This window comes from Mannheimia bovis (assembly GCF_014541205.1).
GTDB classification, from domain to species: domain Bacteria; phylum Pseudomonadota; class Gammaproteobacteria; order Enterobacterales; family Pasteurellaceae; genus Mannheimia; species Mannheimia bovis.
In genome coordinates, this window is the sequence record NZ_CP061280.1 from 601,988 (window position 1) to 621,589 (window position 19,602).

16 protein-coding genes are annotated in these 19,602 nt (G+C 38.9%); 9 read left to right on the forward strand and 7 right to left on the reverse strand.

Annotated elements, in window-relative coordinates; genetic code table 11:
* Positions 1 to 52: 52 nt before the first annotated feature.
* From accA to ICJ55_RS03155, 3 genes are read right to left on the reverse strand one after another with little or no spacing between them, the layout of a single operon-like run.
* Positions 53 to 1,003 carry an acetyl-CoA carboxylase carboxyl transferase subunit alpha gene (gene accA / locus ICJ55_RS03145; RefSeq protein WP_188157275.1) on the reverse strand — a complete coding sequence of 317 codons (951 nt, stop codon included), beginning with the start codon at positions 1,001 to 1,003 and terminating at the stop codon, positions 53 to 55.
* 53 nt (positions 1,004 to 1,056) lie between these two features.
* On the reverse strand, positions 1,057 to 2,481 hold the full coding sequence (locus ICJ55_RS03150; protein WP_188157276.1) for a multicopper oxidase domain-containing protein: 1,425 nt from the start codon (positions 2,479 to 2,481) through the stop codon (positions 1,057 to 1,059).
* A 1-nt stretch (position 2,482) separates the two neighbouring features.
* Positions 2,483 to 3,214 (reverse strand): 1-acylglycerol-3-phosphate O-acyltransferase, encoded by a 732-nt coding sequence (locus ICJ55_RS03155; RefSeq protein ID WP_188157277.1) that lies wholly within the window; start codon positions 3,212 to 3,214, stop codon positions 2,483 to 2,485.
* 146 nt (positions 3,215 to 3,360) lie between these two features.
* On the opposite strand from ICJ55_RS03155, the gene tpx reads away from it, so the two are divergent.
* Positions 3,361 to 3,858 carry a thiol peroxidase gene (gene tpx / locus ICJ55_RS03160; RefSeq protein ID WP_025236851.1) on the forward strand — a complete coding sequence of 166 codons (498 nt, stop codon included), beginning with the start codon at positions 3,361 to 3,363 and terminating at the stop codon, positions 3,856 to 3,858.
* A gap of 137 nt (positions 3,859 to 3,995) precedes the next feature.
* Here the strand turns inward: tpx and yidC are convergent, their stop codons facing one another.
* From yidC to ydiJ, 3 genes are all read right to left on the reverse strand, one after another.
* Entirely contained in the window at positions 3,996 to 5,624 is a 1,629-nt protein-coding gene (gene yidC / locus ICJ55_RS03165; protein WP_188157278.1) for a membrane protein insertase YidC, read from the reverse strand.
* 152 nt (positions 5,625 to 5,776) lie between these two features.
* Complete coding sequence (locus ICJ55_RS03170) at positions 5,777 to 6,202, reverse strand: hotdog fold thioesterase (protein ID WP_188157279.1); 426 nt, start codon at positions 6,200 to 6,202, stop codon at positions 5,777 to 5,779.
* Positions 6,203 to 6,538: 336 nt separating this feature from the next.
* On the reverse strand, positions 6,539 to 9,631 hold the full coding sequence (gene ydiJ, locus ICJ55_RS03175; RefSeq protein ID WP_188157280.1) for a D-2-hydroxyglutarate dehydrogenase YdiJ: 3,093 nt from the start codon (positions 9,629 to 9,631) through the stop codon (positions 6,539 to 6,541).
* A gap of 420 nt (positions 9,632 to 10,051) precedes the next feature.
* Between ydiJ and ompA the strand changes: the two genes are divergently transcribed.
* On the forward strand, positions 10,052 to 11,134 hold the full coding sequence (gene ompA / locus ICJ55_RS03180; protein ID WP_188157281.1) for a porin OmpA: 1,083 nt from the start codon (positions 10,052 to 10,054) through the stop codon (positions 11,132 to 11,134).
* 63 nt (positions 11,135 to 11,197) lie between these two features.
* On the opposite strand, the gene matP is transcribed toward ompA, so the two are convergent.
* Positions 11,198 to 11,644 carry a macrodomain Ter protein MatP gene (gene matP, locus ICJ55_RS03185; RefSeq protein WP_188157282.1) on the reverse strand — a complete coding sequence of 149 codons (447 nt, stop codon included), beginning with the start codon at positions 11,642 to 11,644 and terminating at the stop codon, positions 11,198 to 11,200.
* A gap of 93 nt (positions 11,645 to 11,737) precedes the next feature.
* On the opposite strand from matP, the gene ICJ55_RS03190 reads away from it, so the two are divergent.
* The 7 genes from ICJ55_RS03190 (at position 11,738) to recC (ending at position 19,601) form a co-directional block, all read left to right on the forward strand.
* Positions 11,738 to 13,375, forward strand: coding sequence for an AAA family ATPase (locus tag ICJ55_RS03190; protein WP_188157283.1), 1,638 nt, complete (start codon positions 11,738 to 11,740; stop codon positions 13,373 to 13,375).
* A gap of 112 nt (positions 13,376 to 13,487) precedes the next feature.
* The gene (fabA, locus tag ICJ55_RS03195) at positions 13,488 to 14,018 is read left to right on the forward strand and encodes a bifunctional 3-hydroxydecanoyl-ACP dehydratase/trans-2-decenoyl-ACP isomerase (protein WP_188157284.1); all 531 of its coding nucleotides are present in this window, start codon (positions 13,488 to 13,490) and stop codon (positions 14,016 to 14,018) included.
* Positions 14,019 to 14,117: 99 nt separating this feature from the next.
* Positions 14,118 to 14,639: a pilus assembly FimT family protein gene (locus tag ICJ55_RS03200; RefSeq protein WP_188157285.1), complete on the forward strand. Its 522-nt coding sequence runs from the start codon at positions 14,118 to 14,120 to the stop codon at positions 14,637 to 14,639.
* Entirely contained in the window at positions 14,599 to 15,291 is a 693-nt protein-coding gene (locus ICJ55_RS03205) for a PulJ/GspJ family protein (RefSeq protein ID WP_244141786.1), read from the forward strand. The genes ICJ55_RS03200 and ICJ55_RS03205 overlap by 41 nt, the downstream gene beginning before the upstream one ends.
* An 8-nt stretch (positions 15,292 to 15,299) precedes the next feature.
* Positions 15,300 to 15,983 carry a DUF2572 family protein gene (locus tag ICJ55_RS03210; RefSeq protein ID WP_188157286.1) on the forward strand — a complete coding sequence of 228 codons (684 nt, stop codon included), beginning with the start codon at positions 15,300 to 15,302 and terminating at the stop codon, positions 15,981 to 15,983.
* A complete protein-coding gene (locus ICJ55_RS03215) occupies positions 15,976 to 16,269 on the forward strand; it encodes a DUF5374 domain-containing protein (RefSeq protein ID WP_188157287.1) in 294 nt (97 codons plus the stop codon). Before ICJ55_RS03210 ends, ICJ55_RS03215 begins: the two co-directional genes overlap by 8 nt.
* 47 nt (positions 16,270 to 16,316) lie before the next feature.
* Positions 16,317 to 19,601, forward strand: a complete 3,285-nt coding sequence (recC, locus tag ICJ55_RS03220) for an exodeoxyribonuclease V subunit gamma (protein WP_188157288.1) — start codon at positions 16,317 to 16,319, stop codon at positions 19,599 to 19,601.
* The last annotated feature ends 1 nt before the right edge of the window (position 19,602 follow it).

The window sequence follows — 19,602 nt, forward strand, 5'->3', positions numbered from 1 at the left end:
AGATTTTGCAAATTTTTACAAAATCTTACCGCTTGTGCTCATTAAAAATGAATTAAACGTAGCCGTAGTTCATTAAGCGTTGATAACGGCGTTCTAATAAATCATCTTTGCTGAGTTGATCTAATTCCGCTAAATCTTCCATAATACGTTGTTTAAGATTTTGTGCGATTTCTTCAACATTGCGATGTGCACCGCCTAACGGCTCAGGAATGATATTGTCGATTAACTCCAACTCTTTTAAGCGTGGGGCGGTTAATCCCATTACTTCTGCCGCAGTGGAGGCTTTATCGGCACTTTTCCACAGGATTGATGCACAGCCTTCAGGAGAGATTACCGAGTAGGTTGAATATTGCAACATATTGACCTTATCGCCCACGCCGATGGCTAATGCACCGCCTGAACCACCTTCACCAATTACGGTACAGATGACAGGTACTGAAAGCTGAGACATTTCACGCAGGTTACGAGCGATTGCTTCTGACTGACCACGCTCTTCTGCACCAATACCCGGATAAGCTCCCGGTGTGTCGATAAAGGTGATAATCGGCATATTAAAACGCTCTGCCATTTCCATTAAGCGTAAAGCTTTACGATAACCTTCCGGTGCAGGCATACCAAAATTGCGTTTTACCTTCTCTTTTACCGTACGACCTTTCTGATGACCGATAATCATCACCGGGCGACCATCAAGACGAGCAATTCCGCCGACAATGGCTTTATCATCAGCGAATGCACGATCGCCTGCCAATTCATCAAACTCAGTGAAGATATGCTCAATATAGTCTAATGTGTATGGGCGGTTTGGGTGGCGTGCCATACGGGAAATTTGCCACGCATCTAAATTGGCAAAGGTTTTTTTGGTTAATTCTTCGCTTTTCTTTTGTAAACGCTTGATTTCATCATCAAGGTCAATGTTATCTTGCAGACTTACCGCTCTTAAAGACTCAATTTTAGCCTCAAGTTCGGCAATCGGCATTTCAAAATCTAAAAATTCTTGGCTCATTATTTTTTCCTTTTTATGGGCAAAATTGTTAGGCATTATCGCTTATCAAGGGGTTATTGTCCATTTTCAATTACATTAAATTGACCCATCGTACCTCTATCACGCAACATAAAATCGCTCACGCCAAAGGTAAAAGGCAATTGCTCAGAAGCGGTATTGTCAAAGCGAACTAAAAGAGTTACCTCTTGTTCAGCCTCTAACCAAACCGTATCTCGCCAAGCAAGTTGCTTAATTGGGGATGGTTTACGGTTTTGAGTCTCAATAATAAATTTTGCACCTTGCAGGGTAAATCCGACCGCTTGTGTACTGTGTAAATACCAACGCTCAACACTGCCTTTTTGAGCGGTAAAATCAATTCGTTTTGGGTCAAATCGTTTTTGATTGATTAAGTAATCAGACGGACGAAGCATAAATCGGCGTTCTTGGCTGATTTTCAAATTAAATTCATCTAGTGAAAAAGCGGGTGAGTTGGGTTTTGTATTTAGTACCGCCGCCATTCCTTCAGGTCTGAGTTCTAAAATCACATTATCGGTTAATTCATCGTCGCTTGAGAAAACTTGCCCGATTTTGTAAAAAATATCTCTTTTTTGACCGCTTATCAGTGAAACTGTTTTGCCATCGCTTAAATCAATTAGCACTTCCACTCGCTCACTCGGAGCGAGATGTATAACACCCATCTCCACAGGCTCGGCTAACATTCCCACGCCTGTCGCAATCAACTGAAGTGGTCGATCATTATCTAGCCTTAATTCATAAGCACGAGAGAGAGAAGCATTGAGAACACGTAATCTCACCCAGCCACGTGGAACATTGAAATAAGGCGATTCTTGCCCGTTTACAAACAGGCGTTTGCCTAAAAATTGGGGCGTGTTTTTATCTAAAACTTGTACGCCTTCTTTATTGAGAAGTTGGTCTTGCAAAATCAGCGGAATATCATTTATGCCATATTTATTCGGTAAAGTGGTATTTTTGCTATGTTGATCTTCAATCAGCCATAAGCCAACCAAGCCTCGATAAATTTGGAACGCTGAATTGAGCATCGTATCGGCGTGATACCAACAAGTACAAGCGGGTTGATTAACTGAAACAATTGGCGACCAACTGCTTTTGGGGTCGAGAGAACGATGCACCGAGCCGATCATATCGCTTGAGGCTTGTAGCCCCTGAATATTCATTGAGATTTTTTGTGGCAGATTATTGAGATAAGTTAATTTAACAAAATCTCCTGATTTTACCCGCACAGTAGGGGCAAGATACTGTCCATTCACACCCCAAACGTCTACCAGTTTGCCTTTATCAAATTGGGTTTGAGCAGGGCGTAAATCAAGCCGAACAGGTTTACCTCGTCCAATGTCCATAAGGGGTGGAATATTAAGGGAAGGACGATCAGCCGCTAATGCAGGGCGAGGTAATGTAGCTAATGCACCCGCTAGGGCAGAACCTTGTAAAAATTGGCGTCGGGTTATCGCTTTTTTCATATTAGGCGTTTTTCGTTTTTTCTAGTTCTTCAACTTCTTGATTAAGCTCTTCAAATTTAGCGAGCATAATTTGGTGGCATTTTTCCATTAGTTCTTTCACGTTTTCACGGCTGTAACCTGATGTATCAATAGGCTCAAGCATTTCACAAATCACAACGCCGTTATCCCAACGGTTCAAATCAATTTTATTATGTAAGTTGGAACAGACAACCGGCACAATCGGCACACCTGCGGAAATTGCTAAATGGAAAGCTCCGGTTTTAAACGGCAGTAAGCCACGTCCACGACTGCGAGTACCTTCAGGGAACATCCAAACAGATACTTGACGCTCTTTGACGATTTGCCCTGCTTTATTCATTGTTTCAATCGCACTTGAACGCTTTTCACGATGAATAAAAATATTGCCGGTCGCCCAATAAACTAAGCCGAAAAACGGAATCCAAATCAAGCTTTTTTTGCCGATACTCACGGTGTTTTCTGCTACCATTGAAGAAATCGTTGCCATATCATAGTTATTCTGATGGTTGCCGATGTAGATAACCGGGTAGTTGATTTCAGGTTTTTTACGAGTAATCAGTTTTACGCCCATCAATTTATGTAATAAGCCGAACCAACGTGCCACAACGCCCACACTGCTCGGGTGGCGTAAACGCACTAACGCATAAAGTGTACCGACAAGAGAAATTAAAATAGCCGCTATTGCAACTAAAAAGACACGAAAAATTTTTAACATAATAATGATAACCTTAAAAATGAGATGTCTATGAGTATAGCAAAATCAGGTTAGTTTCTAAAGATTATCATAATTAAATTGATAGTTTCCTATTTTGCAAAAAATCGGTATATTTAGACCGCTTGTTTATTCATAAGGAGAAAAGAATGAGTAAAGTAACTTTAGCAGGAAACCCGATTGAGGTTGCAGGTGCATTTCCACAACAAGGCGATGTGGTTGCAGATTTTACGCTGGTAAACAGTGATTTAGAGGACGTTTCACTGTCTGATTTTGATGGTAAACGCAAAGTGTTAAACATTTTCCCAAGTATTGATACAGGTATTTGTGCGAAGTCTGTGCGTGTGTTTAACGAAAAAGCAACAAGTTTAGATAACACGGTTGTATTATGTATTTCAGCTGATTTACCTTTTGCTCAAGCACGTTTCTGTGGAGCAGAAGGCATTGAAAATGCGAAAGTATTATCAACGTTCCGTAACCGTGAATTACATAACAAACTTGGTGTGGATATTACCTCTGGTCCACTCGCTGGCTTAGCCTCTCGTTCTGTGATTATTTTAGATGAGAGCAACAAAGTCTTACACAGCGAATTAGTGCCGGAAATCAAGCAAGAGCCGGATTACGATGCAGCTTTAGCGGTGCTATAATTTGCAAAATTATTAAGTAATATTACCGCTTGTAGAGCATAAAAAAGCCCATTGAGTGAAATCAACGGGCTTTTTGCCAAGAAACCATAATGTAGGGGCAAATTGCAATTTGCCCCTACGGTGTGGTTATAAGTAAATTATTTCTTACGAGAATGTAAGCCTTTTTTCTCTAAGTTACGGTAAATTAACCACTGTTGGGCAATGGTAATTAAGTTAGAGGTTAGCCAGTAAAGTACTAAGCCTGATGGGAACCATAGGAAGAATACGGTAAAGATCACCGGCATAAAGGTCATTACTTTTTGTTGCATTGGGTCAGCCACCGGTGTTGGCGACATTTTTTGCAACAAGAACATTGATGCACCCATTAATAGAGGCAAAATGTAGTACGGATCTTGTGCCGATAAGTCTTTAATCCAACCGAAGAATGGTGCGTGGCGGAGTTCTACTGCTTCCATAAATGTCCAATATAACGCGATGAAAATCGGCATTTGGATTAGGATCGGTAAACAGCCACCCATCGGGTTTACTTTTTCTTCTTTGTAGAGCTTCATCATCTCTTGGCTCATACGTTGGCGGTCGTCGCCAAAACGCTCACGCATTTCTGTAATACGTGGTTGTAACATACGCATTTTTGCCATTGAAGTGTATTGTGCTTTGGTTAATGGGTAAAGAATGGTTTTTACCACAATCGTTACACCAATAATCGCTAAGCCCCAGTTGCTGACAATTTTTTGAATTGCGGTTAATAACCAGAACAATGGTTTAGCAATAAACCACGCCCAACCGTAATCTACGGTTAAGTCTAAGTGGTTTGCAGCTTCTTCCATCTCTTTTTGGTCTTTAGAGCCCGTCCAAAGTTTACTGCTTAAATTTGCTTCAGAATTTGGGGCAATGGTTGTTAATGGACCACGATAACCAATGGTTGCAACACCGTTGTTGGTGCGTGAATAAAGGTTATTATCTGCATCTTGGTTTGGTACCCAAGCAGACACGAAGTAGTGTTGTAATACTGCGATCCAACCTGCTTTGGTATCAATACTTAAGTTCGCTTTTTCCATATCTTGGAAACTGTATTTTTTGTAGTTAGTTTCTGAAGAAGAGTACGCACCACCTGTATAAGTTGGCATTGTTAAACTACCAGAACTTTCAATGACGGAGTGTTTTAACTGACCGTAAGGTTGAACTTCAATCGCTTCTGCGGTGTTATTTTTAATGTTGAAATTTACGCCAACATCATAGCTACCACGTTTTAAGGTGAAAGTTTTGGTATAAACTACACCATCTTTCTCAAATGTTAGTGGTACAGAAAGTTCGTTTTGATCATCAGTTAATTTGAAACTGTCCGCCGTTACTGCATATTGTGGACGACCAGCATTGGTATCAATCCCATTTTTACCTACTAAGCCACTTTGAGCCACATAGGTTTTAGTACCGTCTTGCTGCAATAATTTGAATGGAGTATTAGAGTTTAATTCCGCATTGTGTTTCAATAAGTCTGAACCTACCACATCGCCACCTAAGGTATCAATGGTTAGGCGTAACACATCGCTTTCCACCGTAATGGTTTTGCCTTGCGTGATGCTGTCTGCAATTGGATTATTAGCATTAGAAGCCGCTGGAACATCACCCGCCTGTTGTTGGGTTTGAGCTGCCGCTTGAGCCTGTTTTTGAGCTTGAATTTCAGGGTTAAAATCTTGCTGCCATTGCGTAAAAATAAGCACAGACACAAGAAGCAAACCCATTAGCAGTAAGCCACGATTATTCATTTTGAAGTTCTCTTGTTAGTAATGGATAAAAAGAAAGGTATTTTATAATAGGTTGGCGTGTTTTCCAAACGCCTTTTATAAACAAGCGGTCGGATTTAATCAAAGTTTTGCAAAATTCTCTGAAAATCCGACCGCTTGTTGCGGATAAGAAATTAACGTTTATCTAAGGTTTTGGTGGAAAGACGAGCCACCGCACACAGGTTGCCTTGCTCGTCTTTAATATCAATATTCCACACCTGCACTTCACGCCCTAATTTCAGAGGCGTGGCTCGTGCCATCGCTTTTGTTCCAGCAGGGATTGATTTTAAATGGCTAATATTCAATTCCATTCCGACTGCAATTTGATGAGCTTCACACACCATTAACGCCCCCGCATTAGCAGTCGTTTCTGCCAAGGCGGCTGAAACGCCACCGTGCAACACACCAAACGGCTGTTGGGTACGTTCATCCACCATCAGCTGTGCTTCAATCCAATCTTCACCGATAGCCGTAAATTCGATACCTAAATGTGCTACTGCCGATTTTTGGCTAAGAGCATTTAATTGTTCGCACGTTGCAGTTTGTTTCCAAATGGTCATTATCATTTCCTGTTTAATAAAAAAGCTGTCTAAATAGACAGCTTTTTTGTATAATCCTTCCCGTGCTATGGGCGGACAGTGTGCTACGCCAATAGCACATTTGTCTGGTCGCCTTAGTCAAATAGCACTAAGGAGGTGATTTATGTGAAAAAATCAGAAGTTTTCTTTCTGGTTGCGTTGCTAGTCTTAATAGCAACATCCGCTAGCATTAAAGTATTAGCTGTACTTAATTTGCTAGCTGGGTTATTAGCTAAATAACCTATATGTACTAGACAGAGGCAGGATAGCTACCTGCCTCACTTTTTATTCTAAGCCCTTTCTGCTGATATTTCAACCTTAAATCACTTCCAATAACGCCTGAACTGGGTGCTTAATCCCCTGTTGCTCAAAGCGTTTCACTTGTGAACGGCAAGAATAGCCTGTCGCTAGGCAGCGTTCGAGCGGTTTGCCATTGATTTTTTTCTGCCACGATTGTTCATAAATCGCTTTTGACATCGCTAAATGTTTGGTTTCGTGCCCGAATGTGCCTGCCATTCCGCAGCAGCCGACATTTTCCGCCACTAATGTTTCGCCAAAATGGGCGAAAATAGTTTTCCACTCGTTCATTGAGTTGGGGAGTGAGGTCGATTCGGTGCAGTGAGCAAATAAATGCCATTGCAAGCGGTCGGAATCCGCAGTTTTTTTGCAATTTTCCAACTCGCCTTCTTGCATCATCTCTTTCAACCACTCGTGAGCTAATAGCACTTTGAAATCGCCCCGTTGCTTTTTGAGGATTTCGTTATACTCTTGGCGGTAAATGAGGGTTAAGGCTGGATCGACCGATACCATCGGCACGCCAAGTTTTGCCACACGGTTTAGGAAATCCGCTTGGTTTTTGGCTGTTTTAGCAAATTTAGCCAAAAAGCCTTTAACGTGTTGAGCTTTGCCGCTTGGCTTGAATGGCAGCACAATCGGCTTAAAGCCAAGTTTTTGCGTGAGGGCGACAAAATCCGCCACCACTTTAGCATCGTAATAAGAGGTAAACGGATCTTGCACAATAAATAGCATTTTGCGATTTTCTGCAGAAAATTGACCGCTTGTAGCCTGCTGTTCAAGGCTTTCCAAACTCTCGCCTTGATAGCCGATTTCCACTAATTGATGTTGTAGATTTGGTACAGACAATGCCGGCAAATAAGTCATTCCCAATGTTTTATTTGCAGCGGTTTCCGCCAGTTTTGATGTGCTGAAAAAGTTAAAAAACTGCGGTTTTTTCGCCATTATTGGGGCAACAAATTCCAAATTGGAGACCACATAATCTTTCAGCGGACGCAAATAGCGACTGTGGTAAAGCTCATTAAATTGCGATCTGAAAGTCGGCACATCAATTTTTATCGGACACTGGCTGGCACAAGCTTTACAAGCAAGGCAGGTATCCATTGCCGCTTTCACTTCGTGGGAAAAATCGTACTCTTTCTTTTTGTTGAGCGAGTTTCGCACTTTCGCCACAAAATCCGTGAGCGAGGCGGTTTTGTTGTTAGCGTTGAAGATTAAATCATTTGGATCAACTTTTTGCTCCGCTAATAAACGCAACCATTCCCGCACTAAAGTCGCTCGCCCTTTCGGTGAATATAGGCGGTTGCCCGACACTTTCATAGAGGGACACATTGTGCTATGCACATCAAAGTTAAAGCACAAGCCGTTACCGTTACAATTCATCGCACCTTTAAATTCCTCACGCACTTGAATTGGAATTTGGCGGTCAAAATCGGCTCGCATTTGGGAATCAATCGGGTAGAGAGTTGCCTCGCTCTCTAATGGCGTACAAATTTTGCCGGGGTTCAGGCGATTTTGCGGGTCGAATAAGGTTTTGATGTAGCGGAGTTCTTGCCACAAGGTTTCGCCAAAGAAACGCTCACCATAATAAGAACGCATTCCTTTGCCGTGTTCGCCCCAAATCAAGCCACCGTATTTAGCGGTAAGTTCGACAACTTGGTCGGAAATTTGTTTAAAGGTTTCCACTTGGGTTTTGTCGCATAAATCCAATGCCGGGCGAACGTGTAGTACGCCGGCATCAACGTGTCCGAACATTCCATAAGGTAAATTATGGCTATCTAATAATGCACGGAACTCAGCGATATAATCGGCTAAGTTTTCCGGCGGCACTGCGGTATCTTCCACAAAGGCAATCGGCTTTGCCCAACCTTTGGCGTTGCCAAGCAAGCCCACCGCTTTTTTCCGCATTGCGTAGATTTTTTCGATGGAATTGACATCGCTTGTGAGTTGATAGCCGATAATTCCTGCCTCGTTATTTACAATTTTTTGATCGAGGCTTTCGCACAATGCTCGAACTTGTTCCTTAATCTGAGCTTGGTCATTAGAGGCATATTCGACAATATTAATACCGAGAATCGGGTTGTTCGGATCTTCGGTTAAGAGATCCGATACCGAGTGCCACACAATATCTTGCTTGGCAAGATTCAGCACTTTGGAATCCACCGTTTCCACCGACAATGCTTTTGCCTCTAACATAAAAGGGGCGGAGCGGAGGGCAGCATCAAAGGAGTTATATTTAATATTAATTAAGGTGCGATGTTTTGGAATTGGGAGTAAATTCAGTTTTGCTTCGCAAATAAAAGCAAGAGAGCCTTCAGAGCCTGTCAGGATGCGAGTGAGGTTAAATTCACTTTCATCATCGTTAAAAACGTTTTTCAGATCGTAGCCGGTAATAAAGCGGTTAAGTTGTGGCAATTCACTTAATACGGTTGGGCGTAAGGCTTTGCAACGGGTGAAAATTTCGCTGTGCAGGGTTTTGCCTAAAGTGGAAAGATTTAACTTTTCTAAATTTGCAAAAAAATCCTCAGATTTGACCGCTTGTGTTTCTAAAATTTCGCCGTTAATTAAGACCGATTTGATCTCAAGGATATGTGCAGAAGTTTTCCCATATTGTAGTGAACCTTGACCGGAGGCATCTGTATTAATCATTCCACCTAGTGTTGCACGGTTACTGGTGGAAAGCTCCGGCGAAAAGAATAAGCCGTGAGGTTTTAAAAATTGGTTGAGTTGATCTTTTACCACGCCGGCTTGCACACGCACCCAGCGTTCTTCCACATTGAGTTCTAAAATGTGGTTCATATGGCGGGAGAGATCCACAATAATATTATTATTCAGCGATTGCCCGTTCGTGCCGGTACCGCCGCCACGAGGGGTAAAGGTTAAGTGTTGGTATTCCGCTTTTTGGGCAAGTTTGGTCAGGATCACTACATCAGATACCGATTTTGGAAACAGAATTGCTTGCGGAATTTGCTGATAAACACTGTTATCGGTTGCAAGCGATAAACGATCGGCATAGCTTGAGGCAATATCGCCACTAAAATGCTGGCGGACTAGCTCATCTAAATACGCCTGTGTTGTGGCATTTAATTGGGGTACTTCAGAAAGTCTAGGTATCATAGTTGTGTTTGGTTTTATGAAGTTATAAATAGTAGAGTTTTAGTTATCTTAACAAGATTTCAGATAATTGGGAATGGATGATAATTTGACTAGATAGCATTCAGAAAATGGCTTTTTGGTTGAAAAGTAATCACATCTATACAATTCTATACATTTTATTAGGAAAAAATAATTGATTTTTCAAAAACGAAGAAAGATAATAAAAATATTCTTGCTCAAACTAAATTAGAACAAGAATGTTACTCAGATGATAATTTTTATACAAAAAGTACTTTTTTAGGGTATTTTTTGTTGTATAATATCTCTGACATTAGCTCTCTTGCTTCTTGATTGTTGAAGCATAAAGTTAAAGTTTTAATACTTTATAAGAGTATTAAGAGTTTATTTTAATCGATGACAATATTTAAGAGGATCATCAAAATGAAAAAAACATTAGTTGCATTAGCAGTATTATCTGCTGCGGCAGTAGCTCAAGCAGCTCCACAAGCTAACACTTTCTATGCAGGTGCTAAAGCTGGTTGGGCATCATTCCACGACGGTTTAACTCAATTTGACCACAAAAACAATGGGCACAATGGTAAATTCGGTATCAACCGTAACTCTGTAACTTACGGTGTATTCGGTGGTTACCAAATCTTAAACCAAAACAATGCTGGTTTAGCAGTAGAATTAGGTTATGACTACTTTGGTCGTGCTCGTGGTAACGAAGGTGAAGAGAAAGCAGTTAAACACGTTTCTCACGGTACTCACTTAAGCTTAAAACCAAGCTTCGTAGTTGCTCCTAACTTAGATGTTTATGGTAAAGTTGGTGCTGCATTAGTTCGTAACGATTACAAAGGTTACAACGGTTATGAAAAACAACGTGCTCACAACTTAAAAACTTCATTATTATTAGGTGCTGGTCTAGAGTACGCAATTACTCCAGAATTAGCAGCTCGTGTTGAATACCAATATTTACAGGCTGCGGGTAACTTAGATAAAGCTCGTCAAAAAGCGAACCTAGGTTGGATTAACTCACAATATAGCCCTGAGATTCACTCAGTATCTGCTGGTTTAACATACCGTTTTGGTCAAGGTGCAGCACCAGTTGCAGCTCCGGAAGTAGTAACTAAAAACTTTGCATTCAGCTCAGATGTTTTATTTGATTTCGGTAAATCAAGCTTAAAACCGGCAGCAGCAACAGCTTTAGATGCAGCTCACACAGAAATCAGCAACTTAGGCTTAGCTAACCCAGCAGTACAAGTTAATGGTTACACAGACCGTATCGGTAAAGAAGACTTTAACTTAAAACTTTCACAACGTCGTGCTGAAACAGTAGCTAACTACATTGTTTCTAAAGGTACTAACCCGGCTAACGTAACAGCTGTAGGTTACGGTAAAGCAAACCCGGTAACTGGTAATACTTGTGATGCAGTTAAAGGTCGTAAAGCGTTAATCGCTTGTTTAGCACCGGATCGTCGTGTTGAAATCCAAGTTCAAGGTTCAAAAGAAGTAACTATGTAATAGTTTCTTCAATTGTAAAATTGAATAAAAAAATGCCCGCTTGTTAGCGGGCATTTTCCTTTTTTACTTTAATAAATCTTTTAAACTTGATTTCATTTTTGCGACTTGCTCTAAATAAAGCTGTTTGTTTTCAACTTCATCAGTTAATTTAATAATAGCTTCTGATAATGTGAGGTTTTGGCTTTTTGCATATTTAGAGAGTCTTAACCAACTGGCGTATTCTAAATCAATAGATTTTTTCTTAGTTGTTTGTTTTTCAGCATTAAAAAAGCGTTTTCGCTTTGCTCGAATAGACTGACGCATTTTTTTTCGTTGCTCAGCTGTCATTTCTGACTTAATCCATTTTTCTACTTCTTCTGGGGATTCTTGTAAGGTGGAAAGAAATTGAACCTTTAAATCAACTAAACTTTGTTCTTCGTGTTTAGTAATGTTTTCCCCTTCCCGATGCTTTTTGAGAAGATATTTCCATTTCCAAGTAGTTTCTTGCGTAATGAGTTTTTGGTATCGCATAATCGTAAATAATATTGAAAAAGATAAGCTATATTTAGCAAGTATAGCGGAATTCTGTATAATAAACCAAATTTTCGATAAAGAGGCATATCTGTGACCATTTTTCTACTTAATAGCCCGGCATTAACTGTGGAATACCCTTTCTCTGATTTAGATAAGAAAGTCAATTTTTTAGATTTCCAACCTAAAGCAAAACAAGCTCTAGATCAATTTATGCAAGCGAAGTTTGGATCTTTGCTAGTGCTTAAATCTGAGCTTTTTCCTGAATTTATTAATGAGCTGACGGATTATTTAAAAAAAGATAATTCAAGTATTTCTATAGTAACCAAAATGGATTTTAATAAAAATAATTTGTTTGGTTATTATATGTTTTTAGAAAGAGAACAGAAAACAGAATATGTAACAGGAGCAATTCAAGAAGCTAATAATGGTGTTTTAATTGTAAATATTAATTCATTATTATTGGATATTACGCAATGGGATAAATTAAAGCAGGCATTATTATTTGGAGAATATGAACCTCATTCTATTAATGATCTACCGCATTTCCTAGCCAAAGAAAAATCCTCATTTAAGTTAGTTTTGATTGGCGAAAGAGAAGATATTTCAACCCTTTCTGCTTATGATGACAGCTTATATCAAGTAGCACAATATACTGAAATTAAATCATATTTATCCTTAAATAATAATGTAGAGGAATGGGCGAATTATATTCAGACTTATGCAGAAAATATAATTAATAAAAGATTAACACCTGCTGCTCTTAATCAATTTTTACAGGCTTATATTCGAGAAAGCGAGAGCCGAGATTTAATTTCTATTTCCCCTACATTATTAAGAAAACATTTGTTAGGTATTCAGAATTTCTATGCGGATACAGTAGAAATTAATGAAGTAAAAAGCTATTTTGATTATTTGGAGCAACAATCTTCTATTCTGAATGAATATACCGTAGAAGATATCCTCAGTAATCAACTCTATATTGAAACAGAAGGTGAAGAAATTGGGCAAATAAACGGTTTATCAGTCATTGATTTTGAAGGTGTGCCACATAGCTTCGGCGAACCTTTGCGTATAAGTTGTAATGTGCAATACGGTGATGGCGAAATTCACGACATTGAACGCAAGGTAGAGTTAGGCGGAAATATTCATTCCAAAGGGATTATTATTGCTCAATCCTGCTTGGCTAATTTATTGGAATTGCCAACCCAATTACCATTTTCTGCCTCTATTGCTTTTGAGCAGTCTTATGGCGAAATTGATGGAGATAGCTCTTCCTTAGCTATTTTTAACGTGTTAGTGAGTGCGTTATCTAAAGTGGCTCTGCCACAATCTATTGCAGTAACGGGGGCAATAGACCAGTTCGGAAATGTGCTCAGTGTTGGTGGTGTGAATCAAAAAATTGAAGGCTTTTTTAATATTTGTATGGCTCGTGGCTTAACAGGTAAGCAAGGTGTGATAATTCCTGCGGCTTGTTTGAGCCATTTGAGCTTGAAAGCTGAAGTTGTGGAAGCGGTAGCCCAAGATAAATTTAAAATTTGGGCGGTTGAAAGTGTCTTTGATGCGATTGCAATTTTATTCAGCCGCAATTTCTATGATGATGAGAAATTGCCAGAAGCTCAGCAAACATCACTGTTCTCGCTTATCCATCAGCAGTTGGAAGAGCGTGATAATGAGGATACAAGCGGTTCATTTTTTAGAAAAATTTGCAAAAAATTGAGGTTTGACTGATCCGACAAGTTAGCGTACAACTGTTCACTGAATTAAAAGTCTGTTACTATCCACCTAGTTTATCAGGTCTTGATATAACAGGCTTTTTTCTATTTACAGGATTTTAAAAATAATGAACACTTGTACACCAATCATTAAACCAAGCTACACTTACGAAGAACTCTTACTTTCTGGCAAAGGCGAATTGTTCGGCGAAAAAGGTCCTCAACTACCTGCTCCGCCTATGTTGATGATGGATCGCATCATTGAAATGAATCAAGAAAAAGGTAATTTTGAAAAAGGTTATATTGAGGCAGAATTTGATATTAAGCCTGATCTATGGTTTTTTGATTGCCATTTTATTAATGATCCTGTTATGCCTGGTTGCTTAGGTTTAGATGCAATGTGGCAGTTGGTTGGGTTCTATCTTGGCTGGATTGGTGGTGAAGGCAAAGGGCGTGCATTAGGCGTAGGAGAAGTAAAATTTACCGGTCAGATTTTACCAACAGCAAAAAAAGTAACTTACCGTATTCATATGAAGCGTGTGGTAAACCGTAAATTAGTGATGGGTGTGGCTGATGGTGAAGTAGAGGTTGATGGACGTGTAATCTACACCGCAACCGATTTAAAAGTTGGCTTATTCCAAGATACAGCCTCTTTCTAGTAGAAACTAATTTTGCGATCTGTGTCGAAAAATTAAATTTTTTTCATTTACAAAATCCTCTTAAATTATAAGATGCCCTCTGTTAAAGAGGGTGTTTTTATGTATAAAGCAATAACATTAATTGAAATGCTAACGGCTATAGCGATTATGGTGATTGCTATTTATTTTATCTCTCCTATTCTTTTTATTTTTCAAGATAGAGTTGCACTCAATAGTGAAATTGAAAATATCCAATCTTTTATTTATCAAATTCAAACTAAAGCTCGTTATAGTAAACGAAATTATACATTAACTATCTCTCAGCGGAATAATCGGTGGTGTATAGTGGCAGCAATAAAACCAATAAATAATACTAAGCAAGTTATTTGCGATTGTTTAACTAAAAATAGTTGTTCTTCTGTGGAAGAGTATCATATTTATCATCCGAATAATCGAAATATTATGTTAATAAATAAAAGTTTATATCCGAATGCGTTTATTAATATTGATGGAGCAAGTGGTCAGTTAGAATCTAAATGTATTAAGCTTCATTTGAATACAGAGAGCGATATTTTACAACTTGAGCAATTAGGACGGGTTTATGTGGCTGCCAAAAATAAACGTAGTACCTGTAAAGATTAATTTATCGGCATTTAGTTTGCTTGAGATTTTAATTACCACCGCACTTGGTGCTTTTGTCTTATTGGTTTTTGCTTCTAGTTATACCGATTTTTATCGTTCTCAAATCAAACAACGGGAGTTATTAGCTCTGCAAGCAGATGCTCACCAGATAATAAACTACTTTCAGCAACATTTTCAACATATTGGCTATCAAGGTAGCAAGCGAGGAGATAGTAATTTTGATTTATTTCAGCTCAATGGAAAAAGTGTGAATATACCGAATAAGCATTGCATAATGAGTTTTTATGATGTAAACCAAGACGGCTGTTTGGGAAAACGCAGAACAAAAACGACCGCTTGTAAGTTGGGAGATCTGAACAATACCCGTGATATATTAAAAGAGATATTTGCTTTTAAGTTAGAGAATAATGAAATTTATACATTCTCACAGAAATTAGATGATTGTGTGCAAGAGAGTTGCTTAAAATTATTAGAGAGTTGTAATGGTGCTTGGAGTAAGTTTACTGAAATAAATAGCGTTAAAGTAAATAAATTAAATTTTAATTGGAAGAAGCAGGATATATTACTTGAAGTGGAAATAGAATTAGAATCGGTAAAAGAACGTAATCTGATTTACTCTGCAAAAAGTTATATTTTTCTACTAAACTATTAGAGGTAAAAATGAAAGTTCAGGAAAATGCCAGTGCATTATTAGTTTCATTAATACTAATCTCCTCTATTTTGGCTATATTATTTTTAACAAAAGAGAAATGGATTAGTCAGCAGAATATTACTCAGTTTTATAGTGAAAAATATCTTGCAGATAAATATCACTTTCTCGCTTTATACAAAGAAGATAAAAATAAACTTTGCCAAAAATTAAAAAAAGATATGATTATTCAATCTGATTTCTCACCTCAGAAATTAAATTTCTTGCAATATCAATTTGAATGCCAATTTAACAGCTTGTTTAGAGATAAAAAACCGACTAAAGAGAAATATATTCCATTTGTGCAACTTTCAGATTATTTAGATTTATCGAATGTACCGGCACAAGAGATTTATACCATTCGCAGCTTATCAGAATTGCCTTCTAGTAGTGAAGAAAATCCGAAAATTGTTATTGCTCAAAATGAGATTAATGAAAATCTCCCACAGGATTTTTATGGTATTGTGATTACTGATTATCTCTTTGATATTACAGGCAAAAAAATGTATGGTTCTTTGTATTCCTCTTTTGATAACGCAAGAGAAGAACGCAATTTAACCTTTAAGAAAGAGGTTATCGCCCAGCTTGAAGCGAAATATTCCTACTGGCAATATTTACCTCATTCCGAAAATACCATAGGGGCAATTGATGAATAAATATAAGGCGGAAAGTACTATTTCACTTTTAGTGGCGGTAGCTTTATTGGCAATTGTAATGCTGAGTTTTAGTTATTGGCAATCTGAGCAAAATAGGCGAGTGAATACTCATTTCCAGCAACAGCAGGCAGCGGTGATATTAGAAAATCAGATTGCATTACAGTTGGCAGGTTTAGATTGCGAACGGCAAATAGAGCAAAATCATATTCGTTATGACATTCAATGCTCAGGGAATAAGCTCAGTATCCGTTTTCCACTTGGGAAAATTGAGCTGAATAATGATTGAATCCCCCCTCGCTTTGTTGGACAATAATTCATTAGCGAGGCGTTATTATGTTTACACTTTACCAATCCAACCAAATTTCTTCACTGGCTGAAATGCTGGTGAAAGTTCAGCAAGTTAATCCGCTTGAAGATCCATTTGAACCGGAAACGGTTTTGATCCAAAGTCAAGGAATGGCACAATGGTTGCAAATGCAGATTGCAGAATTAAACGGCATTATGGGCAACTGCAATTTTCTTTATCCAACCACTTTTTTGTGGCAGCAGTATCGTGTACTGTTTCCTGAATTACCGAAAGAGAATATTTTTGAACGCCATTCAATGACTTGGCGGATTATGCGTTTGCTCCCGGATTGCTTAAATCAAGGTGAATTTAAGCCCCTTCAGCGGTATTTGGCAAATCAGCCAAACGAGGAGCAGTATCAACTTAAACTCTATCAACTTTCTGCCAAAATTGCCGAATTGTTCGACCAATACTTAGTTTATCGCCCACATTGGTTGGTGCACTGGGAAGAGGGAAACTTACAAGCGGTCGAAAATGAACTAAAAATTGCAATTTCTGCAAAGAATGTCGATCTGAATTTGATTTCAAACGATATTAAATGGCAAAGCCAATTATGGTTGAAGATTATTCAAGATCTGCAAGCCGGGGCAGATGATCGGGTATTCACCACCTCGCATCGTGCGTATTTGCAACAAAATTATTTTGAAAAGCTAGATAATCTCACCGAAGCGGAAAAAGCAAAACTGCCAAAGCGTATTTTTATTTTTGGTATTTCTGCGTTCTCGCCGTTGCAGTTAGCGGTGTTTAAAAAATTAAGTGAGCATTGCGATATTCACATCTTTTTTTTCAACCCAAGCGAAAAATATTGGGGCGATAGCGTAGAAGACAAAGTATGGCAAAAGCTCGCCTTAACACATAAAATTTCGCCTGAAGATCTGGAAAATTTGTTAGCAGAGCAGAGCAATAAACTACTTGCCCTTTGGGGAAAACAGGGGCGTGATTTCTTAGCACAGCTGATGGAATTTGAGCCAAATACTATTGATGTATTCCTCGAACCTGAAGAAAACAGTAACCTCAACAAGCTCAAAAAGCAGATTTTTAGCTCTGCGAATAACGCCACTATTGAGAATTTAGCCAATGATCACTCTATTCAAATTCACGCCTGCCATAGCCCAATGCGTGAAGTAGAAGTTCTACATAACCAACTACTGAATTTATTTGAGAAAGACAAAACCTTACTGCCAAAAGACATCATTGTGATGTCGCCGGATATTAATAAATACGCTCCTTATATTGATGCGGTGTTTTCTCGCTATAAGGGGAGTCGAGATCCACGCTATATTCCGTTTTCGTTATCGGATCAGGCGTTTACCAAAATTGATCCCATCATCAATAGCTTTTTACAGCTACTTGCGATGAAAGAGAACCAATTTAATGCCGAAGATCTATTTGATTTATTGGAGGTTGGGGCAATTCAATCCCGTTTCTCCTTTAGTGCGGAAGATATTCACACGTTACGAGTATGGGCGAAAAATGCAGGCGTACGTTCAGGCATTGATATTCAACAACCTCATTGGCAGAACTACAACTCGTGGGAAAACGGTTTAAATCGTTTACTGCTTGGCTCAAGCTTAAAAGAGGCTCACGGCATTTGGGAAAACACATTAGCATTTGGTGATAGCTACGGCTTAAATGCAGAGCTGGTTGGGCGATTGGCGTCGTTTATTTCAGCTTTATTGGAATGGGTAAAGCTGATTCAGTCGCCACAATCTTTAGAGCAATGGCATTTAGCGGTAAAAATGCTGATTACAGATTTATATCAAGAAAATGCTGAAAATGCCGCCTCTATTTTGTTACTCAATACGGTAAACGATGAAATTTTAGCATTAATTTCCGCAACAGATTTTGCTGAAGATCTCCACATTGAGATTTTAGCGTTGTTATTTAACCAACAATTAAATCAACATACCCAGCAGCTCAATTTCTTGGTTGGGCGGGTCAATTTCGCCACACTTTTACCAATGCGAGCCATTCCGTTTAAGGTGGTTTGTTTGTTAGGAATGAATGAGGCAGATTTTCCTCGTCAGCAACAGATCAATAGTTTTGATTTAATGCAATACGCTCCACAAAAAGGCGACCGTGCGAAACGAGATGATGATCGCTATCTCTTTTTGGAAGCCTTGCTTTCTGCACAAAATGTGTTTTACATCAGTTACATCGGGCAATCGCAAAAAGACGGCAAAGAGATGTTGCCTTCTATTTTGGTTTCTCAGCTGCTTGATACCATTAGCGATTACTTAACACCTGAATTTAAATCAATGTTCGGAGCGGAAGTTGAGCAAATCTTAGTAAGAAAACAACCGCTTACAGTGTTTAGCAAAAAGAACTTCACTCACCCAAGAGATTATGCCTACAACGCAGAGTGGATTATCAACTCAAACAATTCCGTACAAAATTTCTTGAGTGAGCCCTTAAGTACGGAAATGGTAACTGATATTGAGATCGAAAACCTCATTCGCTTTGTGCAGAACCCGATTAAATTTTTCTTCGTTAATGTACTAGGTATCTCTTTTAACACTTACGATGATACGATTGATGAAAGCGAAATTTTTACGATGTCTGGGCTGGATAATTACGCTATCTTAAATGAATTATTAAGCGTTAAACCTGAACAGCAAGAGCAATTTTTTGAGCAAGAACAGCTTAAAGGCAACTTACCGGCATCTAATTTTGCCACAACAACCAAGCAAGATTTAATCGGTAAAATCAGTGATATGCGAGCGACTTTAGCGGACTATTTAGCAAGAGAAAGCACAATTTTAACGCTAAACCACAGCATTGCCATTGATGAGAAAGTGCTCCAACTTAACGGCAATATGCCAAATTTATATAGTAATGAAATGGTGCTGTGGCGAGTGGGCGGATTACGAGATAAAGATAAGATTGAAATCTGGATTTATCATTTATTACTTTGTGCTTATTTCCCTCAAAAAACCGTGAAGTTTTATTATCGTGAAGGCGAGCAAACAGGGCAGCTGAGTTTTGAAACACTTTTACCGGAAGATGCTTTAGCTCAATTAACTGTTTATGTGAAGGATTACTTGGCAGGCTTATCGCAAGCTCAGCTGGTGATTTATCAAGGAATTGAAGAGTATCTCAAAAAAGGCAGTGAAAACAGCGAACAGGCTCTTTCTCTCCTTGCAGAAGATCGCGAAGGCAGTTATATCAACCGTGTTCTTTCACAAACAACAGAGATAGATACAGATAACATTTATCAACGTACTGTAAGTTGGTTTGGGTTGATGAATGAGAAAGTCGTGATAAATAACTAAA